This is a genomic window from Acinetobacter sp. AG1 (assembly GCF_001005525.1).
In the GTDB taxonomy this organism is placed as follows: Bacteria; Pseudomonadota; Gammaproteobacteria; order Pseudomonadales; family Moraxellaceae; genus Acinetobacter; species Acinetobacter modestus.
The window spans coordinates 1-15,492 of sequence record NZ_LBMZ01000111.1 but is presented as its reverse complement, the minus strand read 5'-3'; the positions used below and the strand labels follow the sequence as shown (position 1 = coordinate 15,492).

At 36.3% G+C, this 15,492-nt stretch carries 15 protein-coding genes, 1 other RNA gene and 2 pseudogenes; 10 read left to right on the top strand and 8 right to left on the bottom strand.

The genetic code is table 11. The features are described 5' to 3' along the window. Positions 1–106: 106 nt before the first annotated feature. The 8 genes and pseudogenes from AAV96_RS17770 to AAV96_RS09305 form a co-directional block, all read left to right on the top strand. Positions 107–1,477, top strand: a complete 1,371-nt coding sequence (locus tag AAV96_RS17770) for an RES family NAD+ phosphorylase (RefSeq protein WP_052750594.1) — start codon at positions 107–109, stop codon at positions 1,475–1,477. An 89-nt stretch (positions 1,478–1,566) separates the two neighbouring features. Beyond that, a complete protein-coding gene (locus AAV96_RS09330) occupies positions 1,567–5,277 on the top strand; it encodes a DEAD/DEAH box helicase family protein (RefSeq protein WP_046739099.1) in 3,711 nt (1,236 codons plus the stop codon). 67 nt (positions 5,278–5,344) lie between these two features. Further along, the gene (locus AAV96_RS09325; RefSeq protein ID WP_004661763.1) at positions 5,345–6,187 is read left to right on the top strand and encodes a hypothetical protein; all 843 of its coding nucleotides are present in this window, start codon (positions 5,345–5,347) and stop codon (positions 6,185–6,187) included. A gap of 10 nt (positions 6,188–6,197) precedes the next feature. Continuing rightward, positions 6,198–6,896 carry a hypothetical protein gene (locus AAV96_RS09320; RefSeq protein ID WP_046739098.1) on the top strand — a complete coding sequence of 233 codons (699 nt, stop codon included), beginning with the start codon at positions 6,198–6,200 and terminating at the stop codon, positions 6,894–6,896. Between the two features lie 31 nt (positions 6,897–6,927). Beyond that, positions 6,928–7,104 (top strand): hypothetical protein, encoded by a 177-nt coding sequence (locus AAV96_RS18280; RefSeq protein WP_004661767.1) that lies wholly within the window; start codon positions 6,928–6,930, stop codon positions 7,102–7,104. Then, positions 7,101–7,361: pseudogene (locus AAV96_RS18535) on the top strand (hypothetical protein); the annotation flags it as partial. The gene AAV96_RS18280 and the pseudogene AAV96_RS18535, both read left to right, overlap by 4 nt. Before the next feature lie 471 nt (positions 7,362–7,832). Further along, entirely contained in the window at positions 7,833–8,228 is a 396-nt protein-coding gene (locus tag AAV96_RS09310) for a hypothetical protein (RefSeq protein WP_046737836.1), read from the top strand. Between the two features lie 11 nt (positions 8,229–8,239). Beyond that, positions 8,240–8,734 (top strand): annotated as a pseudogene (locus AAV96_RS09305) (TIGR02594 family protein); the annotation flags it as partial. A gap of 133 nt (positions 8,735–8,867) precedes the next feature. Here the strand turns inward: AAV96_RS09305 and AAV96_RS09300 are convergent. The 7 genes from AAV96_RS09300 to AAV96_RS09275 form a co-directional block, all read right to left on the bottom strand. Next, positions 8,868–9,092: a hypothetical protein gene (locus tag AAV96_RS09300; RefSeq protein WP_004661774.1), complete on the bottom strand. Its 225-nt coding sequence runs from the start codon at positions 9,090–9,092 to the stop codon at positions 8,868–8,870. 5 nt (positions 9,093–9,097) lie between these two features. After that, positions 9,098–9,301, bottom strand: coding sequence for a hypothetical protein (locus AAV96_RS09295; protein ID WP_046739096.1), 204 nt, complete (start codon positions 9,299–9,301; stop codon positions 9,098–9,100). A gap of 133 nt (positions 9,302–9,434) precedes the next feature. Then, positions 9,435–9,674, bottom strand: coding sequence for a hypothetical protein (locus AAV96_RS09290; protein WP_046739095.1), 240 nt, complete (start codon positions 9,672–9,674; stop codon positions 9,435–9,437). Between the two features lie 25 nt (positions 9,675–9,699). Further along, positions 9,700–11,055, bottom strand: a complete 1,356-nt coding sequence (locus AAV96_RS09285) for a tyrosine-type recombinase/integrase (RefSeq protein WP_046739094.1) — start codon at positions 11,053–11,055, stop codon at positions 9,700–9,702. 148 nt (positions 11,056–11,203) lie between these two features. Continuing rightward, positions 11,204–11,385, bottom strand: a non-coding RNA gene (gene ssrS / locus AAV96_RS17980) — 6S RNA. Positions 11,386–11,464: 79 nt separating this feature from the next. Further along, positions 11,465–11,752 carry a cell division protein ZapA gene (locus AAV96_RS09280; protein ID WP_004663177.1) on the bottom strand — a complete coding sequence of 96 codons (288 nt, stop codon included), beginning with the start codon at positions 11,750–11,752 and terminating at the stop codon, positions 11,465–11,467. A gap of 2 nt (positions 11,753–11,754) precedes the next feature. Continuing rightward, on the bottom strand, positions 11,755–12,309 hold the full coding sequence (locus AAV96_RS09275; RefSeq protein WP_005217581.1) for a hypothetical protein: 555 nt from the start codon (positions 12,307–12,309) through the stop codon (positions 11,755–11,757). Between the two features lie 66 nt (positions 12,310–12,375). Between AAV96_RS09275 and AAV96_RS09270 the strand changes: the two genes are divergently transcribed. Together AAV96_RS09270 and AAV96_RS09265 are read left to right on the top strand one after the other, a co-directional pair. Continuing rightward, entirely contained in the window at positions 12,376–13,011 is a 636-nt protein-coding gene (locus AAV96_RS09270; protein ID WP_046739093.1) for a UPF0149 family protein, read from the top strand. A gap of 69 nt (positions 13,012–13,080) precedes the next feature. Beyond that, a complete protein-coding gene (locus tag AAV96_RS09265) occupies positions 13,081–14,400 on the top strand; it encodes an aminopeptidase P N-terminal domain-containing protein (RefSeq protein ID WP_046739092.1) in 1,320 nt (439 codons plus the stop codon). Between the two features lie 138 nt (positions 14,401–14,538). On the opposite strand, the gene AAV96_RS09260 is transcribed toward AAV96_RS09265, so the two are convergent. After that, entirely contained in the window at positions 14,539–15,084 is a 546-nt protein-coding gene (locus AAV96_RS09260; protein ID WP_004880836.1) for a hypothetical protein, read from the bottom strand. Between the last annotated feature and the right edge of the window lie 408 nt (positions 15,085–15,492).

The following is a 15,492-nucleotide window of genomic DNA, read 5'->3' as shown; positions in this document are numbered from 1 at the left end:
GACTGAAGCCTAAATTTTTAAAAATTAATTTAGGCTTATTAGAAACAATATTGATTATTCGATAGGTTTTATTTATTTTTAAATAACTTAAAGAATTGAGTTAAACATGGACAGTGAAGTAGATTTTTCAATATGTATCAATTGTGTACATGATGAAATTTTAGAAGAGATAATTAAAGAAAAAAATGAAACACATAATTGTTCAGAGTGTGAGAAAAGAAATATAGCTATTGGTTGTGAAGACTTAGCTGAATTATTAAAAAAAGTAATAGAGGAAAATTTCAGAATTGGTAATCATGTACCATATTTTAATAAGGATTATAAAGCTTTTGAATTAGTTCAAAGAGGGTTGAGCCTTCAAGAAGTTGTAGATGAGATTATGGGATTTGAAATTTCATTTGCAGAAAAATTGGTAGATTTGATAATTGATTCTGAATATTGGCATCCAGATGATTGTGATGAACCATTTTTCTCTGAAGATAAAAATTATGTGGAAAATAGATATGATTTTTTAAATCTTCAAGGGCAATGGTACTGGCTTGTTGAAGAACTCAAAACTCAACGAAGATTTTTTAGTGATAATGCTAGAAAATTATTTGAGTTCCTTTTTAAAGATTTAAATAAATTATGGTGTTTTATACAAGTTGAAAATAAAAATGGTGGGTTTAGTCATGAAAAAATAAATGTAATAGAATTACTCCCAATTAACACGAAGATTTATAGAGCACGTAGAGCAAATTCACTTAGTGAAAGTGAACGTTATATTTTAAACCCGATTCAAGAACTAGCTCCACCACCGATTGAATATGCTCAGCAAGGACGAATGAATGCTAAAGGTATATCAAATTTCTATGGAGCATTTGATGCAGACACTTGTATAGCTGAAATGCGTCCATCAATCGGAAGTTATATTGTAGTAGGCGAGTTTGAAACTACAAGAGAACTGAAAATTCTAAATTTTGAATATTTAGAAAATTCATATGGGCTTATAAGTTATTTTGCCTCAGATTACCAAGATCAATCTGCACATCGAAGGTTTTTGAAGAAATTACATAAATTAATTAGTTCTCCAATAGTAAATGGTCACGAGGACGAATATCTAATAACACAAGTCTTAGCGGAATATTTAGCATATATGCATCCTGAAAACTTCGATGGTATTTCATTTAAATCAACACAATCTGAAATAGGTACTAACATTGTACTTTTTCCTAAAAAACCGATCGAAGTTGAAATATATTCATTTGATTCAAATATAGATATTTTCGAAAATGATGCTATTCCAATTGAATCTGAACCTCCTAAGTCCAAGGACGAATTAAATAAGTTTAATGTTACCTATATGAAAGAAAGTGTCAGCCTGCATCAAACTCAAAAAGTCGTATATACATCAATAGAAAAAGTTTTTGATTTTGTTCAACGCTCTGGAAAATCAGGTATAGCCTTATTAGAAGAATTGTTAGATGAAGAATATTAATTATTTAAATTTAAATGGAACGTTATAAAAATCATACACTTTACTGCCTTTAACATGAGGATGTTAAAAAATCCCATGTTGAGGGTTGTATGTCCATATTTGAAAATAACTTTGCCTTAAAACCATCAAATGTTCTTAGTTCGCTTGATCAATTAATTCAAACGTTACAAAGCATAGATGAAATAACTATTTACTTTAAAAGAATCATTTCTGGTGAAATTGAAATTGATTTGGGCGAAGCAAAAAAAATCTTATCATTCGCAGAAACAGACAAAGATAATCAATATCTTGGTCAAGTTGCTGACTATGTTTTAAATGATTCAGTCCAAAAACTAGACTCTAATTTACAAGCTTATATCGTTAAACAAACGGCCAATGAACCAATTGCTAAACTAAATCAAGCAATTGCTTATTATGCTTGTGAGCAAGAGCTTGTCGAATACATCACCAAAAAAGGGAAGTCGCTACTTGTAATTTCTTTAGCTGGCGTACCTGTCAAAACAGCAAAAGAATACGATCCATATGCCTTTATTTATAACCAACACACACTAATCCGTGCAAAGCATATTCTCGAATTACCAGATTCATTACTTACAGATGATCAGCAATTAATTAAAGAGGTTTTCTCTAATGTTACAGATACCGATTCAGATTTGGCACAACTTAGCGAACTTCGTCGCGGATCAGGAAGATCAGCAATTCCTCAATCTGAATCAAATGGAGATGGAGCAACGCCTTCAACAACAGGAACAGCTTCTATTGAGCAAGGGCTATACCGAAACAGTGGTATTGGCATATCAGAAAATCATGATGCAGGTTTACTTGGCGCAGGAAATAGAGGAAATGAACCTTCAAATGGGGGAAGTCCAACCAGTCTTGCAGGGGATGACAGCAGCGGAAGCCGTGCGATTTTTAACTCAGGATCACCTACTAGAGACAAGCGAAATAAATCAATTATTCAATCTGCTAAGTCAGTTAGAGTTGAGTTAGAAGGTAAAGCTAAATTACAAGCTGAGGCAGAGGGAACGCCTACAGAATGGGGAGATCCTGAAAATATCAGTGAAGCATTACCTTATCTGTTACCCGAACAATGTGATGATATTGTCAAAGCTGAAAAACGTTTAATCATTGATAATGGCAACGGCATGTTATTTACCAATGGTACAGGTACTGGGAAAACCTTCACTGGTTTGGGAACCGTCAAACGATTCTTAAATTCTGGTGCTCAAAATATTCTAATTATTACTTTAAGCGACAAAATTGCTCGTGACTTTGTGAAGTCAGGTAAGCCTTTAAATATTGATATACATCAATTATCAAGCATTCAAGACAATGGTAGTAATTCAAATGTTGTTGTCACAACATATGCAAACTTTGGTCAAAATAAATCTTTAGGTAAGAAAGATTGGGACCTTATCATTGTTGATGAAGCACATACATTAATGCAAAGCGCGGACGGTGAAGTAACCACTGCATTAGATAACTTAAGGGCTTTATCTGGGCATCATGCAGGTTTCTACACTTGGGCAAAAATGCGGTTTTCTGAGCGAGATCCTTATGCATTACCTGAGGAAGAACGTACCGATGAGATGATCAATGATTGGAATGCTTTTATCCATGATTATAAGGTTGAATGGGAAAAGAATTGGACAGAACAATCTGGGAAACGTGCAAAAGTCGTTTTCCTATCTGCAACACCATTTTCCTATATCAAAACAGTGGATTGGGCTGAGGGTTATCTCTTTAATTTTACATCACCAGAATCGCAATTTAGTAATAATTCTTCTGGTGGATACAATTCAGGCGGTGCGCGTGAGCGATTCTATATGTCTAATTTCGGCTATAGAATGAGATATAACAAATTGACCCGTCCAGATGGGGGAGTTGACCAAGGTGTTTTTGAAAGACAATTTGCTGAAAGCCTGAAATCTAATGGGGCATTGGCTGGACGTGAACTAGAATTAAAATTTGATTATGACCGTAAATTTGTATTGATCAAATCTAACATTGGTCAAAAAATTGATGAAGGTTTGGACTACCTTTGGGATGCTAAAGATGCCAATGGAAATAGTCGATTCTCTGATTTGAGTAGCCTCGTGAATAAGCGATTTGACTATCTTTCGCGCCGACGGTTGCTTGAGGCAATTAAAGCAGAAGAAGGCATTCCATTTTTCAAAAAGAATTTAGCTTTAGGGCGAAAAGTAATTATTTTCCACGATTATAACGATGGTGGAGGTTTTAGACCGTTTGCGTTTACAGATGATCAATTTAAATCGATTGATGGTAAATATAACGAAGATGCAGCTGCACAATATCAAGAGTTTGCTCAAGAACGATCTGATTTAGTCCGCTTAAATTGTAATTATAATTCTCCACTAGTAACACTACGCCGTGCTTTCCCAAATGCATTGTTATTTAATGGCCGTGTTTCTAAGAAAGATCGTCAAAAAAACGTTGATCTATTTAACCAGGATAATAGTGGTTTTGATATTTTGATCGTTCAATCAGATGCAGGTTCTACTGGTATCTCACTGCATGATACAACTGGGACACATCAACGGGTGAATATCAACATTGGCCAACCTATTAAGCCAGCCAAGCTTCGTCAAACTGAAGGGCGTATTTATCGAGTTGGGCAAGCTTCGAATGCGATTCAGCGTTATTTTACTACAGGCACAAACTGGGAACGGACTGCATTTGCTGAAACTATCGCAGGGCGAGCTGAGACAGTAGATAACTTAGCCAAGGGCGAAGATGCTTTAGTGAGTATTAAGCAAGCGCTTATCGAAGCATATGAAGAAGCCGAATATCATGAGCCTTCACTTATGGATGGCGTAGGTGGGAAAGCTTACGATGAAGAAAATGCACGTATTGCGCGTTTATCTCCTTTCGACAAAGCGATGACTTATTACTATGCAAAAGGTAAGCGTACCGAAAGCCGAAATAATCGTGAGGGTAAAGAGTGGTATGCAACGCCTGAACCGCTAGGTTTAAAAATGCTCGAATGGGCAGGTGTACATAAGGGCGATGATGTACTTGAACCAAGCGCAGGCGATGGGGCAATAGGGCGATTTGCGCCTAATGATGTCAACCTGACCATGATTGAACCAACTGAATCATTGGCAAGTCGTGCAAAAATGGCAAATACAGGTGCGAATGTAATTGTTAGTGGTTTTGAGGTCCACGGTACTAATAACAAGTATCATGCAATTGTGATGAATCCGCCGTTTGGAAATGCTGGTTCCTTGGCAATTAAGCATGTTCAGAAAGCGTTCCAACACTTATATGATGGTGGTCGAATCGTGGCACTCATTCCTCGTGGTGCAATGGATGAAAAGCTTTCTAGTTGGATTGCAAACGAAAAAGAAGCTTATCAAGTTGGTGAAATCACATTACCTTTAAGTACATTTAGAAATGCTGGAACCGGTGTTAATACTCGTATTGTGATTATTGAAAGGCACACAAGTCCAGAAGATGCACCAACTTATCCTAAAAATATGAATTTCTCACATGCAGAAAGTCCTGAACAACTTTTTGAACTTATTCGTGATGCACAGGTCAAACCACGAAAATTAAGAATCGATGAGCAGCTTGAGCATTATGGTTTATATATGCGAACTGAACGTAGCAACTATGTTTTTAATGGCGATGGATTAAACGTTGATTACATTAAAAAGATTTTAACAAGCTATTGGTTTGCTGAAGTAAATCAATTTGGAGAAGTCGTAATGGCTTATAACAAGTCAGCTGAGATCATTAAGAAAATTAAAGAGTTCGAAGCCACTTTACAAGCTGCATGATTGGAACTTGTTTATTTTTACTTATTCAAATAGATCAAAAATAGCCTTATTAAGATAGGGCTTTTTTATGGCAAATGACATCAATGGTGTTCAGGCAGCAAATGCTGATAAGACAACTTTACCCGTGGATTATAGTGCTGATCCATTCTGGGGTTATGTGTCTAAACATAAATTTGCTGAGTTTAATCTATGCACGATGGAACGTGATGCAGAAACTAAAGAACCAATTTTCTCGTACGACTTGTCACAGCCTACAATTCGAGCATTCTTGACTGATGGGGATATTAGTTTTGAAAGCCAATGGCAAACGCCGTTTGAGAACTCTAATCCTGAATTAAAAATGCCTATGATGATGGCTGCCCTACAAACTGGGCAAGCTTTGGCTTCAGGTGGCGCTGCTGGTACAGCGATTCGAAACAATTTGGGTGATGCTGCAGCTGATCTGATTAGTAAGGGATTTCAACCATTAGCTGATTTTGCAAAAAGTGTTGAAGGCAAAACCAATCTTAATAAAGTCAATACAACTCAAGTCTTTCTTTCTACAGCTTCAGTTCATCTTAACTTAAGTGTTTTCTTTATTGCTTTAAAAGATGCTCGAGCAGAAGTCGAGAACAAATTGATGTATCTCCAGTCTTGGTCATTACCGACTCATTTATCACAAGGTACCGTTCTGACAGATTTAATTTCAGAGGGCGGAGAAGGTCTGTTTTCCGGGTTAATTCCTCCCTACATCACTGTCACCACACACGGCAAAACTTATATGCCTTTTATTCTCCAAAGTGTATCAGCGCCGATTGTTGCACCCATTGACAAAGAAGGTAATAGACTAAGCCTTACTGTGAATTTAAGCCTGATTAGTCGAGCAGCTTGGGATGCTAAAGATGTTCGTAAACTATATAAAGTCGAATAAAGGATAGTAAATGTTAAATTTTGATCCGATACATATTGGTGGGCAAACCTATCAGTTAAATGAAATTACTTTTAATGAAGCGTTAAAAGTAGCTGCAATTGATCCAAAATTGAATGAGAAACGGATAACGTCATTTTTGTCCCAAGCTTTGCAGAATCCACAATTACCTTTGTTGATGACAGCTCAAGAACGATATTTCTTGATGATCAAATATGTTCAAAATCAGACGAATACCTTATTTTCAACAAATACTGATTTTTCGAATTGCTTTAAAGAAAATTCTGATTGGATTCATGAAGTATCAGAAGTCGGGGTAACTGTACGCCATGTCAGTGGCAGTGAAGCAGAGTATTTAGAAGCACACTGCATGAATGCAGCAGAATGGATTGCCTGTTTATTAGCATTCCAGATTAAGTATGAAAATCATGAGCACTTAGGGCAATTCCCAGACCGTAGTGCTATCGATCAAGTTTATAAGCAGCAATTTTCTCAACGTCTTGGCTATTTAAAAACGCTTCCTCAGAGTGAATTTAATCTGATCTATCTTGATTACTTAAAGCTAAATAGCAAGCTTTTTACTCATTTAGAGTTGAGTGTGAACAACGAAGGTTTCGTAGTACAAAGAGGTGCAGATGACGCGCCTATCCGATTTCGTGCCTCTACCTGTTTTATCGGAATCATCAAAGAGCTGGACAAGTCATTTACTTAGTACAGCTCAGAATCTATCAAACCATTGCAAGATGTCATTATTCGATGCGTTAAGTTTGCCTGTAAGTTTTGAAGCAGATTATTACGCTTCAGATGCTTGGGACGAGAGAAAAAAAGAAATAGAAATTGAAGCACAACGACACAATGCATTATTCAAACTTGGCAATGAAGTCATTAAATGTTTCAACAATATGAGCGCTAGAAGATGAACACAACAAAGATATTAGGTGAGGCTGTTGGCATACAAAGCCAAGGCACAGTAGACAAGACCGGAACACAAACTAAAGAAGGGCTAACTTCAGCCTTAATTGTTGGTCGATTTAAGCGTGGTCGAGTGGATAAGCCAATGACCATTCACCAAGGTAACATTCGCGGTCAATTGGGCCATGAGCCTACAAATATTGATTATCAAGCTGTACAAGATTGTTTAGACACGGGTGTGCCTAGTGTTCAAGTTTTACGTGTCGGGCAAGTGGTTGTGGATCCTGAAATCCCTCAAATCATTAGTTGTGAAGGAGCTACAGAAAATATAGGCTTTTTCATAACTGGTAATTGGCAGATTTATATCGATGATGAAACAGAGCCATATGTCGGTGAAATTTCAAATGCATTAAGTCAGCTTCTAACTTCTTATTCAGGAAAAATAACAGGGGATTGGGATGGATCAATGTTTATGCAAAATATTGATAATGTTCCTCATAGATTTAGATTTGTACCCGTATCTAATACCAGCTTTATCCACAACCAAGGAGATAATCAGACTTTTGTAGAAGATGAAAATGGCGGATTCTATTTCTGCTTAGCAGCTATAAGCCATATTTAGCAAATCTTGAAAAAACCATCTATTTTTAGATGGTTTTTTTATTGGAACATCATCTCAATCATAGAATTTCAATCCTTCAAAATAAATCTAAATAAAACTTAGGTGAATTACAAAATGGCTGAGCCAGTAAGTAGTGGAGTGGGGGCAGCAGCAATTGTGAAGTTCTATGGTCTGATCACAATTTTGTCTATTGCAGCGTCTTTAGCATATTTGATTGTTGTCATGACTCGTGAACCACGATCAAGAAAAGAATGGGTCATTTCCCTTGTAACGACACTCGTTGGAAGTATTGCAGGTGGTTCACTTGTCGTTCAACGATTTGGCTTACATGACTGGTCGTCAAACTGGTTCGGTATGTGTGCCTTAGGTGGAATCATTTTTTGTTGCGGATTGCCTTTTTGGGCCATTGTTCGTTGGACCTTTAACTATATCAATTCTCGTGAGAACGCGACGATTTTTGAAGTAGCAAAAGAAGTCAAAAAAGAGATTAAAGGGGTGAATGAAGAATGAGCAATTATCCTGAATTGCCTTGGATTGCTGAAGCGCGAAAGCATATCGGTTTGAAAGAAGATACAAGCAAATTTAAACATTCACCAACCATTTTAAGCTGGTTAAAAGCACTTGGCGCATGGTGGATGGATGACGAAACGCCTTGGTGTGGAACTTTCGTTGCTCACTGTTTACAAACCGCAGGCATTAAATTCCCTAAAGATTGGTTTCGAGCTTTAGCGTATTTAAGTGGTGGAACTAAACTTACAAAACCAGCTTACGGTTGCGTAGCAGTTAAAACCCGTATTGGTGGTGGTCATGTTTGCTTTGTTATCGGTAAAGATAAATCAAGCGGTAAGCTAGTATGCCTTGGCGGTAATCAGTCAAATATGGTTTGTTATGCATTATATAGCGAATCTGATTTTGAAGCTTTTATGTGGTATGGCGTAGCTAACAAACCTGCCGATCATCGTTATGACTTGCCGATTCTAAGTAATGTAAAGGCAACTGGTGTCACTGAAGCCTAATTTAGAAACGCTCATCATCTTCATTGATAGTGAGCGTTTTTATAACTGCATTTTTTAAATAAAATGTGCAAAAATCTGCGCTAAAACTGAGAGATAATGTGTTTTCTGAGCAAATATTTTCACAATTATAAGTTTATTCAGTCACTGCAACAAAACCTTTCAGTTTTCGTCGATATAAAGTCAAATATCGTTCAGCATCATCTTTTGTGTGAAACTCTTTAGCACCTTCTTTCTTTTCTGAAAAAATGTACTTCTGATTGTACATAGCACTGATGTCAGAATAGTCTTGATAATCTTCAAATAAGTCAGTCTCTATGTGCATATATTTATTGCCATTTTTAAGATAATAGGGTCTCATACAAATCACCTTTTCTTTTTCTGTTGGTTCACTATTTCAGGTGCTTCAAGCTGTGCAATATCGTCATAAATTTGATCTTGGCTAAAATCATTGTCTAATTCTTGAGTTACGTCATCAAATGATTCTTGGATAGATTCATCAAAAGAATCTTGTGCGAAGTTGTCTTGGGGGAAGTCTTGGTTTTCGATAGGGATAGATTTAGAGGCCATAATAGTTACTCTTGATTAAGTTACAGAATCAAGTTTGATCTTATAGCCATCATTTAATAAATTCAAATTCAAAGGATTGTGGGTAAAGTAAAAAGCGACATTTCGTGTCGCTTTTTAAAGGTTATGTAAAACATTATTTACTAGATTTTAAGTAATCCTCTTTATCGTTCTCTATTATTTCAGAGAATTCATGTGATAACTTGTAATCTAAAATAGCTTTTGCTAATGATTGAATTGCTTCAGCATATGTGTCAGCTTGCAGGTTTATTTTTAACAAAGCACAACCAACTTCCCATTTTTGCTTATCTTCTTTCCATAAAATAAGGAATGAGTGTTGAAGTGTATCGTTTATGAATTGCCCTGTTGATTTCATCTTTTAATCAGCCTGTTAATGAAGATTACAATGCATAATTTTTGACAATATTATCATTATGCTCCATCCATTTTTCTTGAATATTTCTTATTGATTTGTCTTGTTCAAAGTAAATTCTATTTTTGATTAAAGCTTTGGAAATATCAGACAGCACAACATTTTCAATCATATTCATAGCTTTACGAAGATCATCAAAAGTTACCTGAACATATCCATCAGTCACATCATTGTCATCATCTTCAGTAGTGTGATTAATTAGTTTTTTAATTGTATAACTGCCGATTGCTAAGCTGTTTGCGATCGTTCCAAAGGTTCTACGCAAGTCGTGAAATGTAAATTGAATGCCTGTTGTTTCAATTATCGTATACCGTGCTTCACGCTTATCAACGATGTGTGAATCAAGCGTATCACCAGCGAAAACATACTTATTATTGCCAGCAAGTTTTTTCCGTTCAGACATTATATACCAAAGCATTTCCCCCATTGGTAGAAGGAGATCTTCATGGTTTTTGGGGTCTTGAATTTTTATAGTTCCGTACTTTAAGTCAACATTTGACCACTCAAGAGTTTCACCTTCTTCTCTACGAAATCCAGTCAAGATCAATAGGAATAAGAAGTCCTGGTTAGTGTATCCTCGATGATTTGCGTTTTGATTGCCAGCCCACCAGGTTGTGCATACTGCTAGTGACCAGTCATGTATCTGGTCAGATCGAATGTAACCTTTACGACGTTTGATCTTGTTCCATTTTTTCTCTTTATAAATAACCCCTACAGGGCTTTTCTCAGTAATAATTTTTTCATCATTATCGTTATAAAGAATTGATGCATTGAAGTTATAGACTGCAGATAAAAACTTCATTGCTAAATTTGCCTGCGCTAAACTTCGTTGAGACAAATCCATGTGTTTATTTAAAGTCATTCTTTGAGAAATATCGGTTATTTTGATATTTTTCCATTCTTTAAAATAGTCATTTGCGCATCGATCATATGCATCAATAGTATTTTTACTAAGCTTCTTTTTGCTCTTATATACTTCATAAGCTTTTTCAAGTGTTGGAATTGATTCATTAGATTCTTTTTCAGATTTAAAATCTGATTTTAATTGTCTTTTCTGAGCAACTGGATCAATACCTTGGTGCATCATCAATAATATTTTTTTCGCTTCGGTTCGCGCTTGTTCAAGAGTGTAGACACCATGTTTACCAATAGATTTCCTTTTATTTCTTCCATCGGGCATTCTCGTCTCAACAAAATAGGTTTTCGTCTTTGTCGCGATTAAGCCAAAGCCGATCGTTACTGAGTCACGATAGAATTTGCTTCCAGTTTCTTCGAGAGGGATGCTGTCTATAAATGTCTTTGTAAGTTTATATCTTTGGCTCATGGGTATTTAAAAAGTACGAAACGATACACGGCAATATAACACAATATTTTTGAAGCCTACTATAAGCCTATTTTTGATTAAATCCGTTGTAAATAATAGGTTTTTAAACTGCTCTTGTTGTTATAAGTTGTTGTTTTTATAATTAAAAAATTGCTCCAGAGATGCCGCTGCATGGTCGTTACCCTGAACCCGATGAGTTCAAGGTGGAGGTGACGCATACTTACTGGGTTTCCTACTCGGGGTAGGCATACACTCAAAATATACAGGACACATCCATAAATTTAAGTATCGGCAGGGGACTAGACGTACTGGCGAACACCCTAGAGACAGTTTTAGTATAACTGATCTTTACACGATGACAATCGCTACTTGTAAAGATAATTATTAATTGATGAGGCTTTGTGCAATTTTACTCAACAGTTTGTTCTATATCTTCCAAAATCGTTTGGAGTAAATGCTCACAATGTGCATATTCCTGTAATGATTTGTTTAAGCTAAACACTTCTTGAGCCATTTGCAGTGCAACCATAATAACAAGTTTATTATGTTCAACACGTGGTGCGTTACGGCGCATATCATGAAACTTTTGATTTAAAAATTCAGCGGCACGCTCAAGTTCTTCTCGCTTATCTTCGGTCGTATTTAGACGGAAGGTCTGTTCAATTAAGCGAAGCTCAACAACAATGGGTTCACTCATGATCAGGTTTCCTCTTGAGTTTCAGCATTTGGATGCGCGAGTTGCTGAATTTCTTGTGCATGTTGATCCTGTGCAGTACCTAAAATTGAAAGACGTTGAATAATCGCCTCAACTTTAGATTTTGCTAACTCATTTTTCTGTAACAAACGATCACGATCTTGTTGTAAATCTTGAATTTCTTGCTGACTATGACGTTGCTGTGCTTGTAACTTCTCTTTATTTACACGTAAGTCATTACGCTCAGCCAAAATCTCTTGGAAGCGGTTTTTTAAATCAGTGGTACTTTTCTCTAAACGGCTATAACGTTCCGCTAAAGTTGTTGCATCTTGATTCAGTTGTTTAAATTGATCTTGTAACTGAGACAATTGTTCAGTTAAGTTATCAACTTCTTCCTGCTTTTGCGTGATGATGCTATTTTTCTGCACAACTTGTGCATGGTGGTCAGTTTCAGCTAATTGTTTAGCCTCAGTAAGCGAAGTATTCTCTCGCTCTAAATGATGTAAGCGTGTTTTTAAAACACCAATATGCGCTTGTAGACGCTGTAATTGTTCTAACATAACGAAGGTCGCACAGAGTTGCAATCAAAGGTAATATATACAGCAGTATAGAGATTGGATAAACGAATGCAAGACGATATTTCAGGTTGGACGGAATGGAATGCTCATTTTAATGGGATTGAAGAAATTTCAAGTCCAAGTGAGTTACATGGTTTACTCACAGGTATAGTTTGTGTCACACAAGCGCCAACCACCGATGAATGGTCACAAATTTTAAACACCCTCAACGTGCCAGCTTTACAGCCAGAAGCACTAGAAAGTTTAACGGATGAAGCAGAAGATGTTTCTCATGCTTTGTCAGATGATGAATTAGATTATTTGCCTATGCTTCCAGATGATAGCCATTTGCTTGTAGATCGTGTGCAAGCTTTAGCCGATTGGTGCGCAGGCGTAGTCCTAGGTTTTGGTTTGGCTTCGGGTCATATTCGTGGTGAAGAACAAGAGCTGATTGAACATTTACAAGATGTTGCAGCAGTTGAGTTTGAAGACTCTGATAATGATGAAGAGGGTGAAGAAAGCTATCAGGAATTGTATGAGTTTGTACGTTTGATTCCTGTGAGTTTATCAATTGGTCGTACTAAGATTCCTGTCGCTGAAAGTTCATTATTGAAAAACTTTCATGCCAAAAGCAGAAATCAAGATAATCAGGCGACTGATCCGCAAACGGTTGTCGAAATGTTCACCCCACATCGTCCGAGTTAACTCGGGCGGTGCCTTAAGCTCGTATAAATAAAGATACTTACAATCATTCATCTTCATCAGAAGGACAATATGAAATTAAGTCAAGCCGATTTCAAACAACGTCGTGATCTTCTTGCTAAACAAATAGGCAGCAATAGCATTGCAATTATTGCGACTCGAGCAGAAATGTATCGTAATCGCGATGCGGATTATAAATATCGTGCAGACAGTAGTTTTTATTATCTGACTGGATTCGCCGAGCCAGAAGCGGTTGCAATCATTGAAACTTTTGAAGCAGGTGAGGAATATAGCTATAGCTTGTTCTGCCGTGAACGTAATCGTGAAATGGAAATCTGGAATGGCTATCGTGCTGGGATTGATGGTGCGATTGAAATCTATGATGCAGATGAAGCGTATGCAATTGATCTGCTAGATGAAGAAATTATCGACAAGTTGTTAAATAAACAGCGTCTTTACTATCGTATTGGCCAAAATGCGGAATTTGATGCACGTGTCAGTCAATGGATCCAAAAAGCAGATGCACAACAGCGTCGTGGTGGTGCCGCACCCGCTGAAGTGGTTCAGTTGGACCGTATTGTTGATGAAATGCGTTTGAAAAAATCAATACAAGAAATTGAGTTAATGCAGATCGCAGCCAATATCAGTGCAGAGGCGCATACGCTTGCTATGCAAAATGTAAAGCCAGATATGATGGAATATGCGCTTGAAGCCGAGCTGAATTATATCTTTGGTAAAAATGGTTGTGTACCTGCTTATAACAGCATTGTCGGTGGTGGTGAAAATGCTTGTATCTTGCATTATGTTGAAAATAACAAGCCTTTAAAAGACGGTGATTTAGTTTTGATTGATGCTGCATGTGAATATGAGTTTTATGCATCGGATATTACCCGTACTTTCCCTGTCAATGGCAAGTTTAGTCCTGAGCAGAAAGCACTTTATAATATTGTTTTAGGTGCTCAATTGGCTGCCATTGATGCAACTCGTATTGGCAATCACTATAAATATCCACATGAAGTGGCTGTAAAGATTTTAACCCAAGGTTTGGTTGATCTTGGCTTAATGAGTGGCAATGTGGATGAGTTGGTTGAGAGTGAAGCATTCCGTCAATTCTTTATGCATGGTACAGGTCATTGGCTCGGTATGGATGTACATGATGTGGGTGCTTATAAAACGGGCGAAGACTGGCGTGCTTATGAAGCAGGAATGGTAGTCACCGTTGAGCCAGGTTTATATGTAGCGCCTGATGATGAAACGGTTGATGCGAAATGGCGTGGTATCGGGATTCGTATCGAAGACGATATTGTTGTCACTGAAAATGGACCATTGGTTTTGACGAAAAATGTAATCAAAACCGTTGAAGAAATTGAAAGTTTAATGGCTTTAATTTAAGCAAAATAGTTGCTTAAATCATTTTTGTTCCATCATGTAAATGGTGGAACAAAATAAAATAGACAATATTTATTCAAATAAAATAGCTTAGATAGGTTTAGTCGAACTGTTGGCTAATCCTGTCTAATAAAATAGACCTTACTTATTGTGGGAAGTGTTTTTTAATTCTTCACTGTTTTTACAAGGGCGTGCAGTGAAATCTGGCAGACCTTTGTTTTGGAAAATTTCATTTTCTGTAAAGGGGTATATGTGAACATTAAATTTAATATCTTCGGGTCCTTTACTTATTTTTCCATGAGGGCATAAAATATATATTTTTCCTGCATCTGCTTTGAAAGGAGGAACTGGAGTATAGACATTCCAAGCTTCAAACCCTCTGTATGTATCTAAAAAACTACCTATAATTAGTGAATGTACCGTTAAATTTATTTCTTCAGGGTTTACACTGATTAACTGATTACTTCCAAAAAAAGATTGATTTTTAGACACTTTTTGATCATTAACTTCGTATATTGTTGCACTACCAGCCTTAAAATAATGGCCAGCTCCTATCCAGTCGATATAAATCATAGCTATTTCATTTTTTGGCTTAATTTCACCACTATACATTTTTGTAGGTTTTAAATGAGTTGAGCTACAGCCTACAATTGAAATTGATATGATTAAAAAAAATAAAAATCGCATGTTATTCCCCTTTATGAAAGTAAATTATATTCTTTTTTTGTTTGATTTTTAAAAATCTATCTATAGTCATTAGAAAAATAGGAAACACACATAGATTAGCTATAACGATAGTAATAATCGCTAAATGCTTAACATAAGTGGGTATTGAAGGGTTTTTCATTGAAGTTATTATATGTTATTAATTTATATAATAAAATTTATTTTGATGTAAAAAACAGAAAGTTTTGATTTATGAGAAAAATCACCAAATGTTATGGGTGGTTGAATATTTTTCCAAGAACTTTTAAAAACATAGACCAAACAAAGTACGAATTCCAATCCTGATTTGAGTTAGAGTAAGATAGTCCCGAAACATCAAGTCATGAAAAACTGATAAGGAATAATATTATGCAGCAACAAGTCATCATT